Below are 26,069 nucleotides of genomic sequence, written 5' to 3'. Positions count from 1 at the left end.
TAAGCGCTGCACCTTCGCAAGTCAATTGACAAATCTGCAAAATGAAAACGCTGATTTTGCAAGATACTGATTAAATTCTGCTTTTAGCACAGGGTGGCCAGGATCACTTTGTCGTCATCAAACTGCGCGTAAACGCTCTGACCGTTTTTCAGAGCCAGTTTATCGGCTTCGGCATTCGGTACCGTCGCACACAGAATTTCACTGCTTTGCAGTTTCATCAGCACTTCGCTGTTGTTTTCACCGCGCTGGATGTGGGTGACACTGCCCTGCAAGGCGTTATGCGGATTTTCTGCGGTGAAGCCAAGGGTGATCCAGGGCGCTTTGATCAGCACCAGCACTTCCTTGCCGGGCGTTAACGCCAGACGGTCTGCGCTTTGTTCAGTGATCGCGGCGCGGATTTTTGTTTTGCCGTCAGCCAGCAGGACATCAATATGCTGCTGAACGGTGCTGTTATCGCGTTCAATCACGTTGCCGAAGAACTGGTTGCGCGCGCTGGTTTGCAGGGAGAAGCGTGAAATGGCCGCCAGCAAACTGTCGAGAGGGAGCGAATCCTCTTTTAGCACGTCGAAGGCTTTTTGCTGGATTTGCGCCAGTAATTCATAAAGCTGGATCAGGCGCTCGCCGTAAGGTGTCAGCACTGCGCCGCCACCGCCTTTCCCGCCGGTGCTGCGATCGACCAGCGTCTGATCGGCAAGCTGATTCATTTCATTGATGGCATCCCAGGCGCTTTTGTAACTGATGTTCGCGAGCTTAGCCCCCTGACTGATTGAACCGGTGTGGCGCACCTGCCGCAGTAATTCAATACGGCGCGGATCGGCAAACAAACGTTGCTGAAGTTTAAGGGTTAAGAGAATTTCGGCTTGCATCGCAGCTTCCTTGTTAGAATCATGGCTTATTGTCGCCGCTAAACCTGCAGGCAGGCAAGTTGGCTAAATGCTAAAGTAATTACCGTCCCGTGCTGTTATTATCCGCAACAGTTTGATTTTTCGTTTTTGACTTCATGTACGAAGTCCAACATCGCCTCAGGGCGATTCAGCCAGTTAAGTGAGGCTATCATGTTAGAACTATTAGAAAGTTTGATTTTCGCTGCCATCATGGTGCCGGTCTTCATCGCTGTGATCCTGGGCTTGATCTGGGGACTGGGCGAAGTATTCAACATCATTTCACACGTGGGCCACTCTAAAGAATCCCGTGAGAAACCTCATTACTGATTAATGAGACTGTTTGTTTCCGGAACCCGGCCCTTGCGCCGGGTTTTCTTTTTTCCGGGTTTTCTTTTTATAGTTCAGATCAAAAAAACATAGGTTATCTCCCCCTGATTCATAAAAATGAATGACATCGTTTTTCGTCGCGCTATATTAAAGATTACATAGCGAAATATCTCTTCATAAAGGCGAAGGAAAACGATGACATATCAATGGGGTAAAGTATTCACCGCAACCATTCTGGTCGCAGGGCTTGGCGTTCAGGCGCAGGCAGCAGAGAAAATCACGGTGTTTGCCGCTGCATCACTCACCAATGCTTTGCAGGATATCGCCACCCAATACCAGAAAGAAAAAGGCGTGCAGGTGGTCTCATCCTTCGCCTCATCTTCGACACTGGCCCGCCAGATTGAACAGGGCGCGCCGGCAGATTTGTTTATTTCTGCCGATCAGCAATGGATGGATTATGCCATCAGCAAGCAGCAGATGGTCGATAACACCCGTTACACGTTGCTGGGCAACGAACTGGTGCTGATTTCTGCGGCTAACAGCAAAATCAACAAAGTCGACATCTCTGAGAAAACCGAATGGACCAAACTGACGGGCGACAGCCGCCTGGCGGTGGGTGACCCTGATCATGTCCCGGCCGGGATTTATGCCAAAGAAGCGCTGCAAAAACTGGGGGCCTGGACCACGCTGGAACCTAAACTGGCGCGCGCCAGCGACGTCCGTGCGGCCATGGCGCTGGTTGAACGCGAAGAAGCGCCAGTGGGCATAGTTTATGGTTCTGACGCCGTCGCCAGTAAAAAAGTGAAAGTGATCGGTATTTTCCCTGCCTCCAGCCATAAGCCGGTTGAGTATCCGATGGCGATGGTGAAAGGGCACGAAAATGCCACCGTCAGCGGTTTTTATGATTATCTGAAAACCCCGGCAGCGGCTGCAATCTTCAAAAAATACGGTTTCACGCCTCGCGGCTAAGTTCATCGCTGTTGCTGAAAACAGATAAAGCCTGCGCTGCGCCAGGAGGCTTTATCTGTCCATCCCGGTTTCTTTCCCCGTGTGTGATTCTCTATACTTTGACGTAAATTAAAGCCTGCGAAATTTTTGCCGATATTTTATCTCTGCGACACATAAATTCAGGATTAAGAAACCGACATGATGTTGAGTGAATATGAGTGGCAGGCGGTACTTCTTAGTCTGAAAGTATCGAGCCTGGCCGTTGTTTGCAGTCTGCCGCTTGGTATTCTGATGGCGTGGGTCCTCGCCCGCGGCCGCTTTCCCGGCAAGTCCCTGCTCGACAGTATTATTCATTTGCCGCTGGTATTACCGCCGGTGGTGATTGGCTATTTGCTGCTGGTGGTGATGGGGCGGCGCGGCTTTATCGGCCAGCGTCTGTACGAATGGTTTGGTTTCAGCTTCAGTTTCAGCTGGCACGGTGCAGTGCTGGCCTCGGCGGTGGTGGCATTTCCGCTGATGGTGCGGGCGATACGCCAGTCGCTGGAGGCGGTTGACCCCAAACTTGAACTCGCCGCCCGCACGCTCGGTGCTTCGCCGTGGCGGGTCTTTTTCACCATCACACTGCCGCTTTCTGTGCCGGGCGTCATTGCCGGCGTGGTGCTGGCATTTGCCCGTTCGCTGGGCGAGTTTGGTGCAACGATCACCTTCGTCTCGAATATTCCGGGTGAGACCCGCACCATTCCGCTGGCGATGTATACCCTGATTGAAACGCCGGGCGCGGAAGGCGCTGCCGCACGGCTTTGCGTGCTGGCAATCCTGCTGTCTCTGGCGGCATTGCTGATTTCTGACTGGCTGGCAAAACGCAGCCGTATCCGGCTGGGAGGCTGACATGCTTGAACTCGATTTCAGCCAGACGCTGGGCAGCCTGGAATTACAGGTGTCGCAGACCTTACCGGCGCAGGGGATAACGGCCATTTTTGGTTTGTCAGGCGCAGGAAAAACCTCGCTGATTAATGCGATCGGCGGCCTGACCCAACCTGATAGTGGCCGCATTACCTTGAACGGCCGCATCTTATCGGATAAGCAAAACAACATTTTCCTGCCGCCAGAAAAACGCCGCGTCGGTTATGTTTTTCAGGATGCGCGACTGTTCCCGCATTACCGTGTGAAAGGCAATCTGCAATACGGCATGGCGCCGTCGATGCGCGGACAGTTCGATAACATCGTGCGGTTGCTCGGTATCACCCCCTTGCTGGACCGCTTCCCGCTCACGCTTTCAGGTGGCGAGAAACAGCGGGTGGCAATTGGTCGTGCGCTGCTGACAGCACCGGAAATTTTACTGATGGATGAGCCGCTGGCCGCGCTCGATATCCCGCGTAAACGCGAACTGATGCCTTACCTGGAGCGTCTGGCGCAGGAAGTCAGCATTCCGATTTTGTATGTGACGCACAGCCTCGATGAGATTTTACGTCTGGCGGAAAAAGTGCTGGTGCTCGACGGCGGTAAAGTGCTGGCAATGGGCACGCTGGAAGACGTGTGGGCGAGCAATGTGATGCGGCCGTGGCTGCCGAAAGAAGAGCAAAGCAGCGTGCTGAATGTCAGCGTACTGGAACATCATCCGCGCTATGAAATGACCGCACTGGCGATTGGCGATCAGCGTTTATGGATCAGTAAAGTCGAAGAGGCGCCCGGCACGGCGTTGCGCATTCGCGTGAATTCCACGGACGTTTCGCTGGTGTTGCAACCGACGGCTAACAACAGCAGTATCCGCAATATTCTGCCAGCGAAAGTGCTCGAATGTCTGGATCTGGGGAATCAGGTGGAGGTCAAACTGGCGATGGCCGATCACATCATCTGGGCGCGGATCTCGCCGTGGGCGCGGGACGAACTGATGATCCGCGCAGGCCAGTGGTTGTATGCGCAGATCAAAAGTGTGTCGGTCAGTCGTTAATCGTATTGCGTCTTACTTTTCTGACGGGTTAAAGGCGGCGTAAAGCACCAGAACCTCTTCGGCAAACGCGTCATCAATAATATAGAAATAGCATTCCGGCACGTTAAGCACCCGGGCGAAATGACACATGGTGTCGAAGTTCGGGCTGTACGTGCCGTTTTCATATTGCGACACCCGCGAACGCGCAGTGCTCTCATCTATTCCGGCTAAAACACCCAATTTTTCCTGCGTAAGTCTGGCTTTTGTCCGTGCGGATTTCAGTCGATGTGGGATCATTATCAATAACCATAGAAACTGTATTGACGTTATGTTTAGCATCACTTAACATTATTGTTGTTTAGAGTTACTGGACATCGTTATATGTCAGTGTAATTCACAATTCAGATAGTTGAACAAACAACATAAGGAAGAGGGATAAAAATGGAAAATGACTGGCATCCGGCAGATATCATTGCTGCATTACGTAAGAAAAAATCCTCACTGGCGGCGGTCTCGCGTCAAGCCGGTTTAGGCTCATCCACACTGGCCAATGCGCTGGCGCGTCCGTGGCCGAAAGGGGAACTGATCATTGCTCAGGCTCTGGATATCCATCCGTCGGTGATCTGGCCCAGCCGGTACTTCGACGAGAATAAGCAATTAATTACCCGCGCCGTCCGGCCGGTCAGAAATAAGACGTTGAAAAACGACTGATTATCCTGCATAAAAAAACACCTTCCTCTGTGGCAGAGGAAGGTGCATTGGTAAAATTAGTTCAACACTTTATTACGGATAACTTCAGCGATGCCGGGTGTTTCGTGATCGCCAATCACCAGTGCGGCACGTTCTTTGATAGCATCTGCTGCATTGCCCATCGCCACGCCCAGACCGACATTTTCCAGCATGCTCAGGTCGTTGTAGTTATCACCGAACGCCACCACATCCTGCATGCTCATACCCTGCGATTCGACCCATTCCTGCAAGCGGCGACCTTTGCTGTTGCCTCCTTTCGCCACATCCACCTGATCATGCCATGACCATTCGCAGGCCAGACCCAGCTCGTTTTCAACCTGCGAGGCAAACGTATGCAGGGCATCGAGATCCTGATGTGAGGTGGCGAATTTCCAGATCGACTGCGCATCATCAGCGGCTTCGCGAAGACTGTTCACCTGAATAATGTTTGGGCGCTGATGTTCCGGCAGGGTTTGCCCCCAGGCAATGGACCGGCTGACGTGGCCGCTCGGTTGCTGATACAGCATGGCGTCATCGACATACAACAGACCGTGGATGCCGTGATATTCCAGCAAGTCGACCACTTTTTTTGCTTTGACCGGATCCAGCGGATCAGAAGTTAAGACCTTACGTGCCTGATAATCATACAAATAGGTGCCGTTACAGCAGATAGCAGGTGTATCGAGTTGCAATGCCTGATAAAACGGATGGATAGCGACATGATGGCGTCCGGTCACGACGACCACTTTGATTCCCTGTGCACGGGCATCGGCCAGTGCGGCAAGGGATTCTGGAAGGATACGTTTTTGGCGGTCCAGCAGCGTCCCGTCGAGATCGAGCGCAATAATGCGATAAGTCATGAGCAGTCCATCGTAAGTGAGGGGGAATAAGGGGAAATTATCGCCATATTACCTTTTTTAGCCTGCTAATTAAACCGGGTATCCGGCACTAAAGGTGCCGTCGTATCGTGCTAACCTGAGCTACGCTGTAAAAAACATAACGACTCATTCAGTCTTAATAAGGAGATGTGATGAAGCAAGTTGTCTACATTGCCAGCCCTGAGAGCCAGCAAATCCACGCTTTTCGTCTGGCAGACAATGGTGAACTGAGCCTGCTGCAAACGGTGGACGTTCCGGGACAGGTTCAGCCGATGGTGATTCATCCCGATGGTCATCGTCTTTACGTCGGCGTACGTCCTGAGTTCGGCGTGCTGACCTACCGCATCGACCATGAAGGTAAACTGGAAGAAGCCGCGATGGCACCTCTGCCGGGCAGTCCGACGCATCTGGGTATAGACCTTCAGGGGCGTTTTGTGTTCTCCGCGTCCTACAGCTTTAACAATGTCAGCATTCATCCGCTGGATGAAAAAGGCCTCGCGCTGGCCCCGGTGCAGGTGCTGGAAAACATCCAGGCTCCGCACTCAGCCAATATTGACCCGACCAATCAGGTGCTGATGATCCCGGCGCTGAAAGAAGACCGTATCCGCCAGTTTGACTTCAGTGTGAACGGCGAAGCGACGCCGCATAACGCGCCGGAGCTGAAAACCGCAGCGGGTGCGGGCCCGCGTCATATGGCATTCCACCCGAATCATCATTTTGCCTACTGTGTAAATGAGCTGAACAGCAGCGTGGATGTGTACCAGAAAGACGTCACCAGCGGCGAATACCGTCAGGTGCAGACACTGGGGATTATGCCCGCTGATTTCACCGGCACCTGCTGGGCGGCCGATTTGCACATCACGCCGGACGGCAAATTCCTGTATGCCTCAGACCGTACTGCCAGCCTGATTTCTGTGCTGACCGTCTCAGAAGATGGCAGCGTGCTTGAACTGGCCGGGCATCACGCCACCCAGACACAGCCGCGTGGTTTCAATATTGATCACTCCGGCCAGTATGTGATCACCGCAGGGCAGAAATCGGATGCGATTGAAGTGGCGAAAATTGATCCGCAAAACGGTCAGCTGACGACGTTGAAAACCTACGCGGTGGGCAAAGGCCCGATGTGGGTAAGCATTCTGGAAATTAATTAATCACGGCTGTTTACTGGTTAGTTTATCTAATGATTTATTTTTAACTGATCAATAATACCGCTCTGAAATAATGATCAAGCCCCTGTAATAAGGGGCTTTTTTATTGCCTGTGCTATACGTGCTATTGATAAGAAATATTTTAATGTTTCTATAAATGTTGAACATTGCTGGTCGATAACTCTCCCGTTATTCACTGATTTTTCGGTGGCGTTGCCACTTCAGAGTCAGTCCTTTTGGTTATCAGGGAGAAGAAAATGAATGTACTTTCAGGGATCGCTGGCCGGGTTCGCCATGCCTCAATTGCCAGCAAGCTCGGTGCAGGATTTGCGCTGGTGTTGCTTCTGGGATCCTTTATCGCTGTGTCCGGTATCTACCATCTGACCAGCATCAATCAACGCGCTGAAAAGGCGTCCTTGCTTAAGACCGTTAACGATTTGCTGAGCGATGCCAAATTTACCCGGCTTTCATATATGGCCAGCAAAGACCCCAAATTTGTTGAAGAAAACCGCCAGGCGCTGGATAAACTGGAAGCCCGTCAGGCTGATGTTGAGGCGTACTCCTGGGATCCGCAAGACCAGCGTCTGGTGGAAACCATGCCGGAAAATATCCGCCGTTATCGTGAAAGCTGGCAGCACACGCTGAATCCTCCGGCAGGCAGCGATGCGGAAAAAATCACCGCGCAGTTGGCCGAAGCCGGGCTGGCCCTGACCTCTGCGTCTAACACGTTGCTCGATCATGAGATGAACAATCTGCATAACGAAGTGACGCGCACCATTTCTGAAATGCTGGTGATCATTGTGGCGACTGTGGTTGCCGGTGTGTTGATTTCGTGGCGCATGACCCGTCAACTGACACTTCCTCTGCGCCGCACGCTGCAAACCGCAGAACGTATCGCTGCCGGTGATCTTTCTACTCATGCCACCAGCCACAGTTTTGACGAAGTGGGGCAACTGAGCCGCGCCATTGAAACCATGAACCAGAACCTGCACGGCATCATCGGTGATATCCGCGAAGGCGTAACGCAGGTGACCCGCGCTTCGGGCGAAATAGCCGCAGGTAATATCGATCTGTCAGCCCGTACCGAAGAGCAGGCGGCAGCGCTGGGGCAAACAGCGGCCAGCATGGAACAACTGACCTCAACGGTGAAACAGAACGCCGACAATGCCGCGCAGGCCAGTCAGCTGGCCTCCGATGCGGCCAATACGGCGGCACGGGGGGGTAAACTGGTGGCCGATGTCGTGGGCGTGATGAAAGAGATTACTGTCAGTTCGAAGCAGATTTCCGAAATTACCACGGTCATCAACAGCATCGCTTTCCAGACCAATATTCTGGCGCTGAATGCTGCGGTTGAAGCGGCGCGGGCAGGGGAGCAGGGCCGCGGTTTTGCCGTGGTCGCCAGCGAAGTCCGCAGCCTTGCGCAGCGCAGCGGGCAGGCGGCGAAAGAGATTGAAGGGCTGATTGGTAAATCGGTGATTAACGTCAATAACGGCTCTGTGCTGGTTGGCAAAGCGGGTGACACCATGGAAGAAATCGTCGGCTCTGTCCGTCATGTCACGCAAATCATTCATGAGATCGCATCGGCGTCTGACGAGCAAAGTCGCGGCATCAGTCAGATTGCGCAGGCGGTGGCAGAGATGGATACCGTCACCCAGCAAAACTCGGCGCTGGTTCAGCAGTCTGCCAGTGCGGCGGCTTCGCTCGATGAGCAGGCGGTGAATCTGGAACGCACGGTGTCGGTATTCCGTCTGGGCAACGAAGCGTTGTAACATTTTCGCAGAACGAAGTCCGCAGAACGAAAAAAAACCGCCGGAGGCAACCCCGGCGGTTTTTTCATGGCATCAGACTGAATTACTTCGCAGGCTGTGTCAGCACGTTGTTGTACTGCCACAGGCGGTTGAAGTTAGTGTCATTCAGATTGCGCTGTTGTTTCTCATCTTTTGGCACGTTGCCGGCAAATGGCTGGCCGGAGAAGACAGAAGCGCCCCACGGATTCATCTGGTCATAGCTGTTGTCGAAGCTGCTGTCGCGGATTACCAGCTGGCTGCTTGCGCCATCAGCATCCCACGCACGCCCCATTTTCGCTTTCGCAGCCTGCTCGAAGCCACGGTCGCCGGTCAGGTTGCTGTCGATCACCAGGAAGCCATACGGTGCAGCTGCTGGCGTGTTTGGCGCAAAGACAGACGCCTGTTTCACGCCACGGCTGCTGACGGTGTGGAATTCAACGTGGTCAAAGACGGCATTCGCCCGGCCAAATACGTAATCCACATCACCCACGATCAGGCTGTTATGCACGTATGCACGGCTGTAACGACTGTTGTCAGTCTGGTTGTGGATGTTGGCGGTGTTCACCATAAAGGTATTCTGGCGGCCAATCAGGCGCACGTTATCCAGAATCACATTGTCACCGTCGGTACGCAGCGCAACGGCGGAATGATCGCCCCCGTCAACAGTATCGAGCAGGGAATTGCCGATGGTCAGGTTCTGAATCTGCACACCGTTGCTTTGTGACCACACGGTCGCGGTACAGCCGGTGCCGATGGTTTCAGTGGTCAGGGTGGCGCAGTTCTGGAACATATAGAACGCGCGATCGCCCGGCAGGAACTGGCCGTTAGGACTGACTGTTGAACGGTAAGTGGCGGGTGCCGCTGCGGCTTCCAGACCTTGTGCGAGGGTCACATCAGCAGAGCTGTTGCCCGCACCGAATAAGGTGACCGGTGGTGAACCCGCCGGGATGTACACGGCGCCGTTGTAAGTGCCTGGCAGGATTTTAATGAAGATACGTTCACCGTGGTTACGCACAGCCAGTGCCGCGTTTACCGCCATCTGAACGTTAGAGTATTCTGCGCCGTCGGTGCCTAACTGCGGGCCGACCACGAAATGGGTGTTCACACCGTCAGTGCTGGCCAGTTTAGGGAACCAGCCCTGTTGCTGAACCTGCAAAGAAGGGCCGCCAAAGGCCAGATAATTTTTCGTTGTAAAATTGGCCGCTTCGTCCGCTGATAACACGGGCAGTGACGCGGTGCCCGGAGCAACCTGGCTGGATAAGCCTTGATGGCTGCTGCTGCATGCCGCCAGGATCAGGCTGGCAGACAACATAGCGCACGCGCGCGACAGGGTGGAAATTTTCACTGTGACTGACTCCTTGATGAAGAAGATTGTTCTTTTTTTCAATGTTGCGGTCATCGCCGCAATAAAAAAACGGTGGCCAGTAAAACTGACCACCTTTTCTGCGTCTTTTATACCACAGGAATCAGCTGTATATCACTGTCAGTGATGCTTTGCCGAGAGTATGGAAATGCACATTGAAGCCGAGATACGCGCCGCTGGCATTCTCATCGACTTCCAGCGTTTCAGTATCGATGGCGTATACGGTGAAATGATAGTGATGGTGTTCGCCCTGCGGAGGGGCTGCGCCGCCATAACCGGCTTTGCCAAAATCGGTGCGGGTCTGCACGGCACCGGCAGGTAAACCGCCTTTGCCGGAGCCCGCGCCTTGCGGCAATTCGGTGACGTCTGCCGGAATATTCGCGACGCCCCAGTGCCACCAGCCGGAGCCGGTCGGGGCATCCGGGTCATAAACGGTTATCACAAAACTTTTGGTGCCCTCGGGGGCACCGGACCAGGCCAGATGCGGCGAAAGGTTGTCGCCGTTGTAGCCCATACCGTTAAAAACCTGCGTTTCCGGCATTTTGTCGCCATCGCGCAAATCATTACTGGTGAGTGTAAATGCCATAGAACCCTCTTCAGATGATGAAATAGTCACGGGCAGATTACTTGCCGACCTCGCCGCCGCCCAGCATTTTCAGTAATGCCTGCGCGACTGCTCTGGAAGAGGCCGGATTCTGACCGGTGATCAGTTTGCCATCGGTGACGGCATAAGGCCGCCAGTCCGCTGCCTTACTGTAATCGCCGCCATTTTTCTTCAGCTCGTCTTCAACCAAAAAAGGCACGATGTCGGTCAGGCCAACCGCGTCTTCTTCGCTGTTACTAAAGCCGGTTACGCGCTTGTCTTTCACCAGCGGCGTGCCATCTTCCACCAGCACATTGCGCAACACCCCCGGCGCGTGGCAGACCGCAGAAACCGGTTTGCCCGCTGCCCAGAAAGCCTGGATCAGCGCGATGGAATGCGGGTCTTCAGACAGATCCCACAACGGTCCGTGACCACCCGGATAGAAAATGGCATCGAAGTCATCAGCGTTAACATCAGCAAGTTTGTGCGTGTTCGCCAGCACCTTCTGCGCATCTTTATCACTGCGGAAGCGTTCGGTTGTTTCGGTCTGCGCATCCGGCTCATCACTTTTCGGATCGAGTGGTGGCTGTCCGCCTTTCGGCGAGGCCAGCGTCAGCCCGGCGCCTGCATCCAGAAACTCGTAATAAGGCGCGGTAAATTCTTCCAGCCAGAAACCGGTTTTCTTACCGGTTTCGCCGAGCTTATCGTGTGATGTCAATACAATCAGTAATTTCATGTTACCTCCTGTGGACGCCGTCAGCTTTAGTTAAGGAGTAATCAGTCCTGACCGACACGAACGACCAGTTTGCCAAAGTTTTTACCCTCAAGCAGGCCAAAGAACGCCTGCGGTGCATTCTCTAATCCTTCCACGATATCTTCGCGGAATTTCACTTTCCCTTGTTCAAACCATTCGCTCATCTGTTTTGCAAACTCCGGATAGCGATGGCCGTAATCATCAAAAATAATAAAGCCCTGCACACGCATGCGTTTCTTCAGAATGGTGCCGGTCAGCAGGGAAAGGCGATCTTGTCCCTCTTTCAGACCGGTCGCGTTATATTGGGAAACCAGCCCGCACAGCGGAATACGCGCTTTGGTATTGAGCAGCGGCAATACGGCATCAAACACCGCGCCACCGACGTTTTCAAAATACACATCAATGCCATCCGGGCAGGCCGCTTTCAGGCGTTTATCCAGATCCGGGGCGCGGTGATCGAGACACTCATCGAAACCGAAATGTTCAACGGCATAGCGGCATTTCTCTTCACCACCGGCAATCCCGATCACGCGACAGCCTTTGATTTTACCAATTTGTCCGACCAGCGAGCCGACCGGCCCGGTCGCTGCAGCAACGACCAGCGTTTCCCCCGGCTTGGGTTCGCCAATATCCAGCAGCCCCATAAAAGCGGTGAAGCCCGGCATGCCTAAAACACCGAGTGCAAGGGAAGGTTGTTTGAGTGCCGCGCCTTCGAGTTTCTTCACGGCTTTGGCGTCGGCCACGGAATAATCCTGCCATCCGGTGCTGCCGACCACGAAATCCCCGGCTTTAAAATCCGGGCTTTTTGATTCCACCACGCGGGAAACTGCGCCGCCGGTCATTACTTCACCGATTTGTACCGGCGCAGCGTAAGAAGGCGCATCGCTCATACGTCCGCGCATGTACGGGTCGAGCGAAAGCCACACGGTACGCAGCAATAACTGACCGTCTCTGGCCTGCGGTAACGGCGCTTTTTCCAGACGGAAATTGTCATCGACGGGTTTGCCGTGAGGGCGTGAAGCCAGCACGATGCGGCGGTTTTCAGACTGTAACTGGGGCATAGTCATTCCTTTTCGTTTTCTTATAAGAAAGTTAAAAGCTAACGTAATTGGGAATAAGTATAGGACGCTAAACAGTTTTCGAACCAAGCGCTTTATGCCATGTTTGAATAAACCCTGCGATTTTTCCCTGAAATGTGACCATCATCTTTTCCTATGACATCTGCCGGAAAATTCCTTTAAATCTGCAGGTTGCACAGGTATGGTCGGTAAGATTTTTGACCTGTTGCTCCACTTTATCTGCAAGATTAATAAGCATAAAAAAGGGATCCTAATGCGTAAAACTCCTCTGGCACTGAGTGCCGTTTTCCTGTTGCTCAGCCTGAATCAGTCTGCCTTCGCCAAAGAGCCCGCGCCCGCGCCGCTCTGGCCGGGCGTCAATGTGGCGCAACTCGCGCAGCAATCGCCGGTTCACTGGGTGTCGGTCGCGCAAATTGAAAACAGCCTGAACGGCCGCCCGCCAATAGCTGTCGGTTTTGATATCGATGACACGGTGTTGTTTTCCTCGCCGGGCTTTTACCGCGGGCAGGTCGAGTTTTCCCCCGGAAAACAGGATTATCTGAAGAACCCGAAATTCTGGGAGAAAATGAACAACGGCTGGGATGATTTCAGCATGCCAAAAGAGGTGGCAAAGAGCCTGATTGCCATGCACCTTAAACGCGGCGACAGCATTTACTTCGTGACCGGCCGCAGCGAAACCAAAACTGAGACCGTGACGAAGACGCTGCAGAACGATTTCCAAATCCCGCAGGACAAAGTGAATGCGGTTATTTTCGCCGGTGACAAAGCCGGTCAGAACACAAAAACGCAGTGGCTGAAAGATAAGCAAATTAAAGTGTTTTATGGCGACTCTGACAATGATATCACTGCCGCTCAGGCCGTGAGCGCGAGGGGGATCCGCGTACTGCGTGCGTCAAACTCCAGCTATAAACCGCTGCCACAAGCCGGTGCGTTTGGAGAAGAAGTCATTGTGAATTCTGAGTATTAAGTGGCACCCACCCCTGCGAAGGGGAGGGCTGGGGTGGGGTATTAAAGCAAAATCAATGGGTTGAGGTTTTTTTGATAAGGTGTTAGCCCTTAAAAACTCCCTCCCGGCCTCCCCCTTCGCAGAGGGAGGCGCAAAAGTAAAACCTGTCTTCCTGGCGGCTTTACTTCACGCTCACATCAATATCACCAAAGTATTTCTTCGAAAGCTCTTTCACCACGCCATCTTTTTGCACTTTAGCGATCGCTGTATCCAGCTTTTCTTTCAACTGGGTATCGCCTTTACGCAGGCCGAAGGCGATGCCGCTGCCGAGAATTTTATCATCGCGTACGGCGTCACCGACGAAGCCGTAATCTTTACCGTCCGGACGCGACAGGAAACCGGTCTGACCGGCCGGGGCCAGCACTAATGTGCCGTCGAGACGACCGGATGACAGATCCAGATACACCTGATTCTGATCCTGATAAGAGACGATATCCACGCCTTTCGGTGCCCAGTGTGCCTGCGCATAACTTTCCTGAATCGACCCCTGTAACACGCCGATATGCTTGCCTTTCAGCGACTCCGTGGTCGGCAGCAGGCCGGAATCTTTCTTCGCAATCAGTTTGGTGGGGACGCGGTAAATCACGTTGGTAAAATCAATCGCCTGACGACGTTTATCCGTCACGTTCATCGCCGAGTTAATCGCATCAAATTTACGCGCCTGCAGGGCCGCAATCAGGCCGTCGAAAGAAGTGTCGTACCAGTCGCATTTCACACTGGCGGCGGCGCAGACGGCGTTGCCCAGATCGATATCAAAACCCTGTAATTCACCGGTCGCACTTTTCGATTCGAACGGTGGATATTGCGCTTCCAGACCAAATTTGAGCGTGGAACCGTCCGCCAGTGCGGAGAAAGACGCGACGGCACAACCTAACAGCAATGCGATTTTCAATTTTTTCATTATTCACAATTCCCCGGCGTTATTGAGATGAATACAAAGGTTCAGACGCGACACAACCGGCGTGCGCCTTCGTACAACGTGTCGTTATCTTTGGCAAAGCTCAGACGGATAAGCCCTGTTGGTTGGTTATTGCTGTAAAAGGCTGACAGCGGAATGGTCGCGATCTGATGATCGCGGATCAGGCTCAGCACAAATTCGTCGTCGGTCAGCGGACTGAAATGACTAAAACGCGCCAGCATAAAGAAACTGCCACGGCTTGGCAGTAATTCAAAGCGGGATTCGCTGAGGGCTTCGGCCAGCAGGTCGCGTTTTTGCTGATAAAAATCGGCCAGTCCCAGATAACTTTGCGGGTCAGCCAGCGCTTCGGCGAATGCGACCTGCATCGGCGTATCGGCAGAGAACACCATAAACTGATGCACTTTGCGGATTTCATCCATCAGTTCTGCCGGTGCCAGGCAATAACCCACACGCCAGCCGGTGACGTGATAGGTTTTGCCGAAAGACGACACAATCACGCTGCGCTCAGCCAGTTGCGGATAGCAGGCCATGCTTTCGTGGCGCTCGCCGTCGAACACCACGTGCTCATACACTTCATCGGACAAAATCACGATGTCGGTGTCTTGGGTCAGCGCGGTCAGTCGTTCGATATCAAATTCAGTGAAAATGGCACCGGTCGGGTTATGCGGACTGTTGATGATGATCATTCGCGTGCGGCTGTTGATCGCGCTGGAGACCTGATCCCAGTCGATGCTGAAATCATCCAGCGACAGGCCGATAGCCACCGGCTTCGCGCCCTGTAAACGGACGATCGGTGCATAGCTGTCAAATGACGGCTCGAAATAAATGACTTCATCGCCCGGATGTACCAGGGCGCTGATGGCGGAATACAGGCCTTCGCTGGCGCTGGCAATCACCGTCACTTCGCTGTCGGCATCATATTTGCAGCCATAAAGCGCTTCGACTTTGGCGGACAACGCATGGCGTAATGCCGCCACGCCACTCATTGGTGCGTACTGGTTATGCCCCTCGCGCATGGCTTTTGCGACGCTGTCGATTAACGCGGGCTGGCATGAGAAATTCGGTGCCCCCTGTGACAGGTTCAGGGCGTTATGTTCAGCGCTGAGCTGGCCGATAACGGTAAAAATGGTGGTGCCGACGTCAGGTAATTTTGACAGGGGCGACATGGCGCTCTTCATAGCATTTTCCCCAAAAAGCAGGCCAGGTGGCCATGAGAAGGTAAAAACGGGTGTTGAATGATTAAGCAATAGTTCCCCTGTGCCGACAATGGAAAGTTTGTCATACTCGTTATGATCTGAAGTCATGGCTTTATAACGTTTCTGACGAGGTAACTGTGAGTTTTTCTCCTGAACTGCCGTATCTGAATTTACCCTCGCTCAACGTGCTGAAAACCTTTGCCGTGGTTGCGCAAACCTTGAATCTGACACACGCGGCGGCGTTGCTGCACATCACCCAGGGCGCGGTCAGTCGCCAGATCACCGGACTTGAGGCCACGCTGGGTTATCCGTTGTTTTTACGTCAGGCCCGCGGGCTGACGCTGACCCCGCGCGGGGCGCAGTTGTTGCCGCCGGTACAACAGGCACTGGCGCTGATGGGAGAAGCCCTGCAACGTGTGGGTTCGCATCCGGATACCTTACGCATTAAATGCCCGACCTGTTCCATGCGCTGGCTGTTGCCGCGTGTTATCCAGCTACAAAACGACAGGCCGGATTTGCAGATTGAGCTGACAGCTTCCATCGCCCACGGCGTGGATTTCAGCAACGAACATTTTGATGCTGCCGTAGTGTTTGGTCGTCCGCCGGAATCACAGCGCCGGGCGCATCATCTGTTTGATGAAGTGCTGACGCCGGTGTGTACGCCGGAGTTTCCGCCGCGTCATAAAGGGAAAACGAAAGTGGCGGATCTGGCCGATAAAACGCTGCTTCACCCGACGCGTGACCGTCGCGACTGGTTGTTGTGGCTGCGGGAGGAGGGCGTACAGGGATTGCCGTCAGCCAAATCACAGCATTTCGATACGCTGGATCTGGCGATCAATTCGGCGTTGCAGGGCTACGGTGTGGCGATAGGCGATCTGACATTAATTGAAGATGATTTGCAGGCGGGAAGGGTGATTGCGCCGTTCCCGCTGTGCGTGGCAAGCGGCGCGTCTTATACGTTGCTGTATCCGGAAAATCCGACCCCTGCGCTGAAAGTGGCAATTGATTTTCTTAATGAAGAAGCGCGGCTCAGCCGGGAAAAACTGAGCGCGCTGTTATCTACCTCGCACCGGTTAGTCACCACAGGCTAATCAGTAAAGCGCAGTCAGTGCGCTGGCGATTGCGCCGGTCAGTTTGCTCAGTTCTTCAGGTGAAATGATGTACGGCGGCATCAGGTAAATCAGCTTGCCGAACGGGCGGATCCACACGCCCTGACCGACGAAATGCTTCTGCAATTGCGCCATGTCTACCGGCTGGCGCATTTCCACCACACCAATCGCCCCGAGCACCCGCACATCGGCGACCGCCGGATGTGCTGCCAGCGGCTGTAAACCGGCATTCAGCTGTTTCTCAATGCTCAATACCTGCGCCTGCCAGCGGTTTTCCGCAAGTAAATGCAGGCTGGCGCTGGCGACCGCGCAGGCCAGCGGATTGCCCATAAATGTCGGGCCGTGCATGAAACATCCCGCCTCGCCGTCACTGATCACCTGCGCCACATGGCGGGTGGTGAGCGTGGCGGAAAGTGTCATGTAGCCGCCGGTCAGGGCTTTGCCGAGGCAGAGGATATCCGGCGAAATCCCGGCGTGATCACAGGCAAACAGCTTGCCGGTGCGGCCAAATCCGGTGGCAATTTCATCGGCAATCAGCAACACGCCATATTCATCGCATAACTTACGCACGCGTTTGAGATACAACGGGTGATAAATCCGCATCCCGCCCGCCCCCTGAACGATGGGTTCTACAATGACTGCGGCGATTTTGCGGTGATTTTCGTCCAGCATTTTGGCAAATGGCGCGATATCCGCCTCATCCCATTCCCCGTCAAAACGGCTCTGCGGCGCATCGGCGAACAGATGCTGTGGCAGATAACCCTGATACAAACTGTGCATCGAGTTTTGCGGGTCACAGACTGACATCGCGCCAAAGGTGTCGCCGTGATAGCCGTTGCGCAGGGTCAGCAACGTCTGGCGTTTTTCACCGCGCGCCTGCCAGTATTGCATCGCCATTTTCAGTGCTACTTCAACGGCCACCGAACCAGAATCCGCCAGAAACACGCATTCCAGCCCGGCGGGGGTCATTTCTACCAGACGGCGGCACAACGCAACCGCCGGCGGATGGGTGATCCCGCCAAACATCACATGTGACATTTTTCCGATTTGTTCGATGGCCGCCTGGTTCAACTGCGGATGGTTGTAACCGTGGATTGCCGCCCACCAGGACGACATGCCATCAACCAGTTTGCGGCCATCAGCCAGCTGCAACATCACGCCGGACGCGGATTCCACCGGATAGGCGGGCAGCGGTTTGGTCATAGAGGTATACGGATGCCAGATGTGGCGCTGGTCGAATTCAATATCGGCGGGGGTCATAAACGAATCCTGAGGCGTAAGCTGTAAACTAAAAAATAATTTTAACGTTGACGGTAAACCAAAACAAATTAAAAATGGTTTACGGATTATGAAAAAAATACAACTGAACACTTTTTAAAGGAGTCGCAATGACTGCCCGCACCCACTGGACGCTGGAAAAAACGCAGGCTCTGTTCGATAAGCCATTCCTGGAGCTGATGTTCGAAGCGCAGCAAATTCACCGTCAGCATTTTGACCCGCGACAGGTTCAGGTCAGCACCTTGCTGTCGATCAAAACCGGTGCCTGTCCCGAAGACTGTAAATATTGCCCTCAAAGTTCCCGTTACAAAACCGGGCTGGAATCTGAACGTCTGATGCAAGTCGAGCAGGTGCTCGAATCTGCCCGACAGGCGAAAGCCGCCGGTTCAACCCGTTTCTGTATGGGCGCGGCGTGGAAAAACCCGCACGATCGTGACATGCCGTACCTCGAGCAGATGGTGCAGGGCGTGAAAGAAATGGGCATGGAAACCTGCATGACCCTCGGCACGCTGAACACTACGCAGGCACAGCGTCTGGCGCACGCCGGGCTGGATTTCTACAACCATAACCTTGATACCTCGCCGGAATTTTACGGCAGCATCATAACGACCCGCAGCTATCAGGAACGCCTGGATACGCTGGCGGAAGTGCGCGGCGCGGGCATTAAAGTCTGTTCCGGCGGCATTGTGGGGTTAGGTGAAACCGTCAAAGACCGCGCCGGTTTGCTGATGCAACTGGCAAACCTGCCGGTGCCGCCGGAAAGTGTGCCGATCAACATGCTGGTGAAAGTGAAAGGTACGCCGCTGGCGGATAATGACGATGTGGATCCGTTTGATTTCATCCGCACGATCGCGGTCGCGCGCATCATGATGCCGCAATCTTATGTGCGTCTGTCTGCCGGACGTGAGCAGATGAGTGAGCAGACCCAGGCGATGTGCTTTATGGCCGGTGCCAACTCCATCTTCTACGGCTGCAAACTGCTGACCACGCCAAACCCGGCAGAAGATAAAGACCTGATTCTGTTCGGCAAGCTGGGGCTTAACCCGCAGTCATTTGAAACAGAAATGGGCGATAACCAGCAGCAGGCCGCGCTTGCCGAGCAGCTGGTCCACGCCGATACCGATCAGTTCTACAACGCTGCGGTATAACCGGTGAGCTGGCAAACGCGGATCAACGACGCGGTGGCGGCGCGCAAACAGGCGGCGGCATTTCGTGTACGGCAGCCGAATGAGGGCGGCAGTGCGCGTTTTCTGACGCAGGGCGGGCGGCGTTATCTGAATTTTTCCGGTAACGATTATCTCGGCCTGAGTCAGGACGCTGAGGTGATCGCCGCGTGGCAGCAGGGTGCGGCTAAATACGGTGTCGGCAGCGGCGGTTCAGGACACGTCACCGGTTACAGCGAGGTGCATGCCGCGTTTGAGCAACAACTGGCGCAGTGGCAGGGATATCCGCGGGCTTTGCTGTTTATCTCCGGTTTTGCGGCGAATCAGGCGATTCTCGCGGCGCTGATGCAGGCTGAGGATCGCGTGCTGGCTGACAAACTCAGTCACGCGTCTTTACTGGAAGCCGCAGCCCATGCACCTTCGCAGTTGCGGCGTTTTCACCACAATCAGCCGGATTCCCTGCAGCGCCTGCTGGAAAAACCGGTAGCCGGTGAAACGCTGGTGGTGACCGAAGGTGTATTCAGTATGGACGGCGACGCCGCGCCGCTGGCTGATCTGCATAACTTGTCCAAAGCGCACGGTAGCTGGCTGATGGTCGATGACGCGCACGGTGTGGGCGTTACCGGTGAAGAAGGGCGCGGCAGTTGCTGGCAACAGGGCATCCGGCCGGAACTGCTGGTGGTCACATTCGGAAAAGCTTTCGGTTGCAGCGGCGCGGCGGTGTTGTGTGATGATGCTACCGCCGATTACCTGTTGCAGTTTGCCCGCCATCTGATTTACAGCACGTCGATGCCCGCCGCGCAGGTGTGCGCGTTACAGGCTGCACTGGCACGAGTCCGGCAGGATGACGGTCTGCGTGATAAACTGGCCGCCAATATTGCCCGTTTTCGCGCGGGTGCCGCCGGTTTGCCGTATCCGCTGACCGGTTCACAGACGGCGATCCAGCCGGTGATTGTGGGTGAAAACCAGCCCGCGCTGGATCTGGCATCCACCTTGCGCGATCGCGGATTGTGGGTCAGCGCCATCCGTCCACCGACGGTGCCACCGGGCAGTGCGCGGCTGCGCATTACTCTGACAGCGGCGCATGAGCCGGAAGATATCGATTTTTTGCTGGAGTCCCTTCATGGGTGCAGTCACTGAATTAGTGAACAAACAAGCGGTGGCCGATGCGTTCAGTCGCGCCGCCATCAGTTACGAAAACGCCGCACAGTTGCAGCGTGATGTGGGTGAGGAATTACTGGCGCTGGCAGCGCCGTATCTGCAAGACGCCGGCAAGATTGTCGTCGATGCGGGCTGTGGCACCGGCCACTTCAGCCGTTACTGGCGTGCGCAGGGTAAAAATGTCATTGCGCTGGATCTCTCTGAGGGCATGTTAAATCGCGCCCGTGAGCTGGATTCTGCTGATGAATACGTGCCGGGCGACATCGAACGTTTGCCGTTTGCCGACAACTCTGTCGATATCTGCTTCAGCAATCTGGCGGTGCAGTGGTGTAACGCACTGCCACGCGCACTGGAAGAAATGCACCGCGTCACCCGCAACGGCGGGCTGGTGCTGTTTTCCACGCTGGCAGAAGGTTCGCTCAATGAGCTGGCCGCAGCATGGATGAAGGTCGATGGCCGACGTCACGTGAATCAGTTCCTGACGCCGGACAAAATCGCCGAAGCCTGCGCGCCGTATCGCCATGATGTGACCTTCAGCGATCATGTTGCTCAATTCCCCGATGTGATGTCGCTGCTGCGCTCGCTGAAAGGCATCGGTGCGACGCACATCAAAAATGGCCGCCTCGGCGGTCTGGGCGGGCGTGAACGTCTGCAATTGCTGGACAAACACTATGCCCGCCGCGACGGCATCCTGCCGCTCAACTACCGGCTGGTCTACGGCATTTTGCAGGTCGAAGAACTTATCCCACGCTGATTTACTCCTCCCCCTTCGCAGGGGGAGGGAGCCAGAACCAACACCAGGCTTTTATTAAAATAAATCATGAAACAAAAATACTTTATTACCGGCACCGACACTGAAGTCGGTAAAACCGTCGCGACCACCGCTTTTTTGCAGGCTGCCGCGCAGGCAGGACACAAAACAGCCGGATACAAACCGGTGGCATCCGGCAGTGAAATGACCGGCGAAGGCCCGCGCAACAGTGATGCGCTGGCGTTACAGGCTTACAGCACCGTCGGGCTGCGTTATGACGAAGTGAACCCCTGCACCTTTATCGAACCGACTTCGCCACATGTCGTCAGCGAACTGGAAAAACGGCCGATTGATCCGCGGGTGCTATCAGACGGATTACGTCATCTCGAACCGCTGGCGGACTGGGTGGTGGTGGAAGGCGCAGGCGGCTGGTACACACCGCTGACGGCAGATTATACCTTTGCTGACTGGGTTATCGCCGAGCAGTTGCCGGTAGTGTTAGTGGTAGGCATGCGGCTGGGTTGCATTAATCACGCCGTGCTGACGGCGCAGGCCATCACACAAAGCGGGTTGCATCTGGCGGGCTGGATAGCTAACGACGTACAGGAAACGGGGAAGCATCATCAGGCATACATGGATACGCTCACGCGTATGCTGCCTGCGCCTTTGCTGGGCGAGATCCCGTACCTGAGTGCCGGAACTGACGTTAATTTGGGACAGTATCTTCATCTTAACCGTCTCACGGCATGAGACGTCAGACGGTCAGATAATTTTTGACTAATGTATCGTCAAGCTGCGCCAGTGTGCCTTGCGCGATGTTGCGTCCGCCGTCGACCAGGCAGAACCGGTCGGCAACGCTGCGGATGAACGGCAGTTTATGACCGACCAGCAACAATGTCAGGCCGAGATCACGGTTCAGGCGGTGAATGATATTGCCCATGTTTGCCGCCATCGATGCGCTGGTGTGCTCGGTCGGTTCATCCAGAATCAGTAATTCAGGTTCCTGAACCAGCGCACGACTGATTGCCAGTTGCTGCTGCTGGCTTTCATCGAGCTCACCGGCTTTGCGCGCCCCCATCTCCTTTAATGTCGGAAACAGGTCATACACCTCTTCCGGCACGCGACGGGTCTTATTCCGGCTGGCCATCATGGCGATTTGCAGGTTTTCATCGACGCTCATCTGCGAAAAAATCTGCCGTCCCTGTGGCACATAACCGATCCCCATTTGGGCGCGGCTTTCGACCGGCAAATTCAGCAGACTTTGCGGCTCTTCGTCACGCGACTGCCAGGAGATGGCGCCGCTTTTCACCGGAAGATGCCCCATGATGCAGTTCACCAGCGTGGTTTTTCCCACGCCATTTCGCCCGATCAGGCAGGTACATTGACCGCGGTACAGTTCGAGATTGATATCCCACAGAATATGTTTTTGCCCATAATACTGATTAACTGATTTTACACTTAACATCAGACCTCCCTCCCGCACGGAGCCTTCCGCTGAACTTCATTTTGACGGCCACTGTCATATTTCTGACATTTATGTTCCGCTGTTAATGCCCCAACGCAGAATTTAATTCCGTTTGTTGACGGCTAACCTGACAGCATCAATTACAGATAAATCCCCCTTAATCAGTGATAAATGGGGTTAAGGGGCATTTCCTTGTGCTAAAAATGATTTTTCCTGCCTGAAAGCAGGGAAATTCTCATTTTTTATGGCGGGGCGAAAAAAGCAGTTCCGGCTGTCGCAACCTCCACATGCAGAGACGTTGCAACTCTCAGGCCAAGTTTGTAAAAACGGCCAGGGAAAGAGAAGTTACAGGGGTGTTAACAGGCGCGCCGCTGATGATTTCGGATTATTCATTAGCATTTCTGAGGTTTTTGAGATTACCCCATAAGGAGTAGTCCAGGCTGAACTGCACTTTGCCAGTGCCGTCTTCACTGTTTTTGGTGCAAACACATGGACAAACGTGAGCAAAAAATTCTGGTGAGATGCACTTTTGGTTTTTGCAAGAAACATCAGCCCAGAAATTTAGGCAAAATAGGCATAAATAAGGAGATAAAAAAGATAAAAAATAACTAAAAAAGACCTTTCAGACTCACCGAAGGCAAAATTCAGTTTTTTACCAACTCCCGCAGCGCGGGGCGTGCTGGGACTTATCCACTATTCCTGTGGATAACCTTGTGCATGAGAGTGAGAAAAGTTGCTACAGACGAGTCAGCATGCGGGTTCCGCTTAGTTTGCCCGTATTCGCAGCTTTTTAATGATACTGTTTTTAATCAACGAGTTAGTTAAAAGCAATACAGCCGTAATTCGTTCGTCATAGTTGTGTCAATCTTCGTCAACCTGTGGTCAGAAAATGGAGGGAATGCGGATTTTGGGAAAAAATGTCATCTGATGGTGAGAATTCTCATTCGTCATATCCTAAAAAAGTGCAGCATCGACAGCACGTTAAAACGCCAACACTTTTTATCGATTGGAAGCTGGTTTTATATACAGTATTATAGCGAAGGTAAAATCAGGGCTGGCAAAAATCGCGAAGTCTTTCATACTATTTTTCCGCAAACTGTTCACCCGTTCAGCGCGCACGGCCCTATGCATTCCCATTTCAGTCAGGTAGCCCGTCATGAGTAAAGAGTTCAAACTGCATTCCGAATTTAAACCGTCAGGTGACCAGCCTGAGGCAATACGCCGTCTGGAAGAAGGGCTGGAGAACGGACTGGCGCACCAGACATTGCTCGGGGTAACCGGTTCAGGAAAAACCTTTACCGTGGCGAATGTGATTGCGGATCTGAACCGTCCGACGATGGTGCTTGCCCCCAACAAAACGCTGGCCGCACAGTTATACGGCGAGATGAAAGAGTTCTTCCCGGAAAACGCCGTCGAATATTTCGTCTCTTACTATGACTATTATCAGCCTGAGGCGTATGTTCCGAGTTCCGATACCTTTATCGAAAAAGACGCCTCGGTGAACGAACACATTGAGCAGATGCGTCTTTCTGCCACCAAAGCGCTGCTCGAACGGCGCGATGTCATTGTGGTGGCCTCTGTTTCAGCGATTTACGGTCTGGGCGACCCGGACTTATACCTGAAAATGATGCTTCACCTGACCAAAGGGATGATTATCGATCAGCGTTCGATCCTGCGTCGTCTGGCGGAACTGCAATATGCACGCAACGATCAGGCTTTCCAGCGCAGTACTTTCCGCGTGCGTGGCGAAGTGATTGATGTGTTCCCGGCTGAATCGGACGATCTGGCGCTGCGCATTGAGTTATTTGATCAGGAAGTTGAACGCCTTTCGCTGTTTGATCCGCTGACAGGCCAGGTGCAGCATGAAGTGCCGCGTTTCACCATCTACCCGAAAACGCACTACGTCACGCCACGCGAACGTATTGTGCAGGCGATGGAAGAAATTAAAGTCGAACTGGCGGATCGCCGCAAAGTGTTGCTGGCCAACAACAAATTGCTGGAAGAACAGCGCATCAGCCAGCGTACGCAGTTTGATCTCGAAATGATGAACGAGCTGGGTTATTGCTCCGGTATCGAAAACTACTCACGTTATCTGTCTGGCCGCGGGCCGGGCGAGCCGCCGCCGACGCTGTTTGATTATTTGCCGGCTGACGGCCTGCTGATTGTCGATGAATCGCACGTCACCATTCCGCAAATCGGCGGTATGTACAAAGGCGACCGCTCGCGTAAAGAAACGCTGGTGGAATACGGTTTCCGTCTGCCTTCGGCGCTGGATAACCGCCCGATGCGTTTTGAGGAATTCGAAGCCCTGGCGCCGCAAAGTATTTATGTCTCGGCCACGCCGGGCAAATACGAGCTGGAGAAATCCGGTGACGATGTGGTCGATCAGGTCGTGCGTCCGACCGGTTTGCTGGATCCGATCATCGAAGTGCGACCGGTAACCACGCAGGTTGATGACCTGCTGTCTGAAATCCGCAAGCGTGTGGCGATTAACGAGCGTGTGCTGGTCACCACGCTCACCAAGCGTATGGCCGAGGATCTGACTGAGTATCTGGAGGAACACGGCGAGAAGGTGCGTTACCTGCACTCTGATATCGATACCGTCGAGCGCGTCGAGATTATCCGCGATTTGCGTCTGGGGGAATTTGACGTGCTGGTCGGCATCAACTTACTGCGCGAAGGGCTGGACATGCCGGAAGTGTCGCTGGTGGCGATTCTCGATGCGGACAAGGAAGGCTTCCTGCGTTCTGAACGTTCGCTTATCCAGACCATCGGCCGTGCGGCGCGTAACCTCAACGGTAAAGCGATTCTGTACGGTGATAAAATTACCAATTCAATGGCCCGCGCCATTGAAGAAACCGAACGACGTCGCGCCAAACAGGAAGCGTACAACCTCGAAAACGGCATCACGCCGATGGGGCTGAACAAGAAGATCTCCGACATCCTGCAACTCGGTCAGCCGAAAACCAAAAAGAACAAAGACAAACGCGATGCCGAAGCGGCGCAAACCTTCAAATCGCTTACGCCGAAAGCGCTGGAGCAACGCATCAAGGAGCTGGAAAGCAAGATGTATGCGCACGCGCAAAATCTGGAATTCGAAGAGGCGGCCAACACGCGCGACGAGTTGCATGCCCTGCGTGAGCAGTTTATTGCGATTTCGTAACGAGAAGGGTGGTAGACTGCGCGGCTTAAAAATCATGACCCAGACATTTTAACGAAGAGCGAGCCAATGACTGATACACCACAAAACCCTGGCGCAGCGAAAGATCCGCTGCACGGCGTCACGCTGGAAAAACTGCTGACAACGCTGGTGGATAACTTTGGCTGGCCGGCGCTGGCCTCACAGGTGAATATCAACTGCTTCAAAAGCGACCCGAGTGTGAAATCCAGCCTGAAATTTCTGCGCCGCACGCCGTGGGCGCGTAAGGAAGTGGAAACGCTGTATCTGGATTTCATTGAAGGTCATCTGCGCCCGGATATGACCCGCAGCAAGCGCCGCACACCGCTCTCAGCACAGGCTCCGCAAAAGCCAAAAGTCAGCACCGCCAAACCGGCTGCCGACAGCCCGTGGAATAACCATCCGCTGGTGAAAAAGTAATTTACGCGCATTT

General features: G+C 54.0%; 26 protein-coding genes. 15 read left to right on the top strand and 11 right to left on the bottom strand.

Annotated elements, in window-relative coordinates; translation table 11 throughout:
• Positions 1-83: 83 nt before the first annotated feature.
• Positions 84-866 carry a molybdenum-dependent transcriptional regulator gene (gene modE, locus AC1DUO_RS07660; protein WP_015690240.1) on the bottom strand — a complete coding sequence of 261 codons (783 nt, stop codon included), beginning with the start codon at positions 864-866 and terminating at the stop codon, positions 84-86.
• Positions 867-1,055: 189 nt separating this feature from the next.
• On the opposite strand from modE, the gene AC1DUO_RS07655 reads away from it, so the two are divergent.
• The 4 genes from AC1DUO_RS07655 (at position 1,056) to modC (ending at position 4,110) form a co-directional block, all read left to right on the top strand.
• Complete coding sequence (locus AC1DUO_RS07655) at positions 1,056-1,211, top strand: AcrZ family multidrug efflux pump-associated protein (RefSeq protein WP_013576405.1); 156 nt, start codon at positions 1,056-1,058, stop codon at positions 1,209-1,211.
• 195 nt (positions 1,212-1,406) lie between these two features.
• The gene (gene modA / locus AC1DUO_RS07650) at positions 1,407-2,180 is read left to right on the top strand and encodes a molybdate ABC transporter substrate-binding protein (RefSeq protein WP_013576404.1); all 774 of its coding nucleotides are present in this window, start codon (positions 1,407-1,409) and stop codon (positions 2,178-2,180) included.
• Positions 2,181-2,357: 177 nt separating this feature from the next.
• On the top strand, positions 2,358-3,047 hold the full coding sequence (gene modB / locus AC1DUO_RS07645; protein WP_013576403.1) for a molybdate ABC transporter permease subunit: 690 nt from the start codon (positions 2,358-2,360) through the stop codon (positions 3,045-3,047).
• 1 nt (position 3,048) lies between these two features.
• The gene (gene modC / locus AC1DUO_RS07640) at positions 3,049-4,110 is read left to right on the top strand and encodes a molybdenum ABC transporter ATP-binding protein ModC (RefSeq protein ID WP_015690239.1); all 1,062 of its coding nucleotides are present in this window, start codon (positions 3,049-3,051) and stop codon (positions 4,108-4,110) included.
• 12 nt (positions 4,111-4,122) lie between these two features.
• On the opposite strand, the gene AC1DUO_RS07635 is transcribed toward modC, so the two are convergent.
• Complete coding sequence (locus tag AC1DUO_RS07635) at positions 4,123-4,386, bottom strand: helix-turn-helix transcriptional regulator (protein ID WP_013576401.1); 264 nt, start codon at positions 4,384-4,386, stop codon at positions 4,123-4,125.
• Between the two features lie 144 nt (positions 4,387-4,530).
• Here AC1DUO_RS07635 and AC1DUO_RS07630 point away from each other — a divergent pair, with 144 nt between their 5' ends.
• Complete coding sequence (locus AC1DUO_RS07630; protein ID WP_119261840.1) at positions 4,531-4,800, top strand: helix-turn-helix domain-containing protein; 270 nt, start codon at positions 4,531-4,533, stop codon at positions 4,798-4,800.
• Between the two features lie 56 nt (positions 4,801-4,856).
• On the opposite strand, the gene AC1DUO_RS07625 is transcribed toward AC1DUO_RS07630, so the two are convergent.
• Positions 4,857-5,678, bottom strand: coding sequence for a pyridoxal phosphatase (locus tag AC1DUO_RS07625; RefSeq protein WP_013576399.1), 822 nt, complete (start codon positions 5,676-5,678; stop codon positions 4,857-4,859).
• A 170-nt stretch (positions 5,679-5,848) separates the two neighbouring features.
• Between AC1DUO_RS07625 and pgl the strand changes: the two genes are divergently transcribed.
• Both pgl and AC1DUO_RS07615 read left to right on the top strand, forming a co-directional pair.
• Complete coding sequence (gene pgl / locus AC1DUO_RS07620; RefSeq protein WP_013576398.1) at positions 5,849-6,847, top strand: 6-phosphogluconolactonase; 999 nt, start codon at positions 5,849-5,851, stop codon at positions 6,845-6,847.
• A gap of 254 nt (positions 6,848-7,101) precedes the next feature.
• A complete protein-coding gene (locus tag AC1DUO_RS07615) occupies positions 7,102-8,613 on the top strand; it encodes a methyl-accepting chemotaxis protein (protein WP_119261839.1) in 1,512 nt (503 codons plus the stop codon).
• 82 nt (positions 8,614-8,695) lie between these two features.
• On the opposite strand, the gene AC1DUO_RS07610 is transcribed toward AC1DUO_RS07615, so the two are convergent.
• From AC1DUO_RS07610 to AC1DUO_RS07595, 4 genes are all read right to left on the bottom strand, one after another.
• Entirely contained in the window at positions 8,696-9,976 is a 1,281-nt protein-coding gene (locus tag AC1DUO_RS07610; RefSeq protein WP_013576396.1) for a putative acyl-CoA thioester hydrolase, read from the bottom strand.
• A gap of 121 nt (positions 9,977-10,097) precedes the next feature.
• Positions 10,098-10,580, bottom strand: coding sequence for a kinase inhibitor (locus AC1DUO_RS07605; RefSeq protein WP_013576395.1), 483 nt, complete (start codon positions 10,578-10,580; stop codon positions 10,098-10,100).
• 37 nt (positions 10,581-10,617) lie between these two features.
• Complete coding sequence (locus tag AC1DUO_RS07600) at positions 10,618-11,313, bottom strand: type 1 glutamine amidotransferase domain-containing protein (RefSeq protein WP_013576394.1); 696 nt, start codon at positions 11,311-11,313, stop codon at positions 10,618-10,620.
• A 41-nt stretch (positions 11,314-11,354) separates the two neighbouring features.
• On the bottom strand, positions 11,355-12,392 hold the full coding sequence (locus AC1DUO_RS07595; RefSeq protein WP_013576393.1) for an NADP-dependent oxidoreductase: 1,038 nt from the start codon (positions 12,390-12,392) through the stop codon (positions 11,355-11,357).
• 271 nt (positions 12,393-12,663) lie between these two features.
• Here AC1DUO_RS07595 and aphA point away from each other — a divergent pair, with 271 nt between their 5' ends.
• Positions 12,664-13,377 (top strand): acid phosphatase AphA, encoded by a 714-nt coding sequence (gene aphA / locus AC1DUO_RS07590; RefSeq protein WP_119261838.1) that lies wholly within the window; start codon positions 12,664-12,666, stop codon positions 13,375-13,377.
• A gap of 160 nt (positions 13,378-13,537) precedes the next feature.
• Here aphA and AC1DUO_RS07585 read toward each other — a convergent pair whose 3' ends face one another.
• Both AC1DUO_RS07585 and AC1DUO_RS07580 read right to left on the bottom strand, forming a co-directional pair.
• Positions 13,538-14,317 carry an ABC transporter substrate-binding protein gene (locus AC1DUO_RS07585; protein ID WP_037037147.1) on the bottom strand — a complete coding sequence of 260 codons (780 nt, stop codon included), beginning with the start codon at positions 14,315-14,317 and terminating at the stop codon, positions 13,538-13,540.
• 41 nt (positions 14,318-14,358) lie between these two features.
• Entirely contained in the window at positions 14,359-15,513 is a 1,155-nt protein-coding gene (locus tag AC1DUO_RS07580; protein WP_119261837.1) for a methionine aminotransferase, read from the bottom strand.
• Positions 15,514-15,668: 155 nt separating this feature from the next.
• On the opposite strand from AC1DUO_RS07580, the gene AC1DUO_RS07575 reads away from it, so the two are divergent.
• Positions 15,669-16,622 carry a LysR substrate-binding domain-containing protein gene (locus AC1DUO_RS07575; RefSeq protein ID WP_477986940.1) on the top strand — a complete coding sequence of 318 codons (954 nt, stop codon included), beginning with the start codon at positions 15,669-15,671 and terminating at the stop codon, positions 16,620-16,622.
• Here AC1DUO_RS07575 and bioA read toward each other — a convergent pair whose 3' ends face one another.
• Positions 16,623-17,900 (bottom strand): adenosylmethionine--8-amino-7-oxononanoate transaminase, encoded by a 1,278-nt coding sequence (bioA, locus tag AC1DUO_RS07570; RefSeq protein WP_112197386.1) that lies wholly within the window; start codon positions 17,898-17,900, stop codon positions 16,623-16,625.
• A 128-nt stretch (positions 17,901-18,028) separates the two neighbouring features.
• Here bioA and bioB point away from each other — a divergent pair, with 128 nt between their 5' ends.
• The 4 genes from bioB (at position 18,029) to bioD (ending at position 21,743) form a co-directional block, all read left to right on the top strand.
• Entirely contained in the window at positions 18,029-19,066 is a 1,038-nt protein-coding gene (bioB, locus tag AC1DUO_RS07565) for a biotin synthase BioB (RefSeq protein ID WP_013576387.1), read from the top strand.
• Positions 19,067-19,069: 3 nt separating this feature from the next.
• Entirely contained in the window at positions 19,070-20,221 is a 1,152-nt protein-coding gene (gene bioF / locus AC1DUO_RS07560; protein WP_015690233.1) for an 8-amino-7-oxononanoate synthase, read from the top strand.
• On the top strand, positions 20,205-20,996 hold the full coding sequence (gene bioC / locus AC1DUO_RS07555; RefSeq protein ID WP_015690232.1) for a malonyl-ACP O-methyltransferase BioC: 792 nt from the start codon (positions 20,205-20,207) through the stop codon (positions 20,994-20,996). The genes bioF and bioC overlap by 17 nt, the downstream gene beginning before the upstream one ends.
• A 66-nt stretch (positions 20,997-21,062) precedes the next feature.
• Complete coding sequence (gene bioD / locus AC1DUO_RS07550; RefSeq protein ID WP_015690231.1) at positions 21,063-21,743, top strand: dethiobiotin synthase; 681 nt, start codon at positions 21,063-21,065, stop codon at positions 21,741-21,743.
• Between the two features lie 4 nt (positions 21,744-21,747).
• Here the strand turns inward: bioD and AC1DUO_RS07545 are convergent, their stop codons facing one another.
• Positions 21,748-22,458: an ABC transporter ATP-binding protein gene (locus AC1DUO_RS07545; RefSeq protein ID WP_013576383.1), complete on the bottom strand. Its 711-nt coding sequence runs from the start codon at positions 22,456-22,458 to the stop codon at positions 21,748-21,750.
• 1,156 nt (positions 22,459-23,614) lie between these two features.
• Between AC1DUO_RS07545 and uvrB the strand changes: the two genes are divergently transcribed.
• Positions 23,615-25,621, top strand: a complete 2,007-nt coding sequence (uvrB, locus tag AC1DUO_RS07540; RefSeq protein ID WP_013576382.1) for an excinuclease ABC subunit UvrB — start codon at positions 23,615-23,617, stop codon at positions 25,619-25,621.
• Between the two features lie 66 nt (positions 25,622-25,687).
• Positions 25,688-26,056, top strand: coding sequence for a VF530 family protein (locus tag AC1DUO_RS07535; RefSeq protein ID WP_013576381.1), 369 nt, complete (start codon positions 25,688-25,690; stop codon positions 26,054-26,056).
• The last annotated feature ends 13 nt before the right edge of the window (positions 26,057-26,069 follow it).

The organism is Rahnella sp. P4_A8 (assembly GCF_056402435.1).
This window is presented reverse-complemented; position numbering and strand designations above follow the sequence as displayed.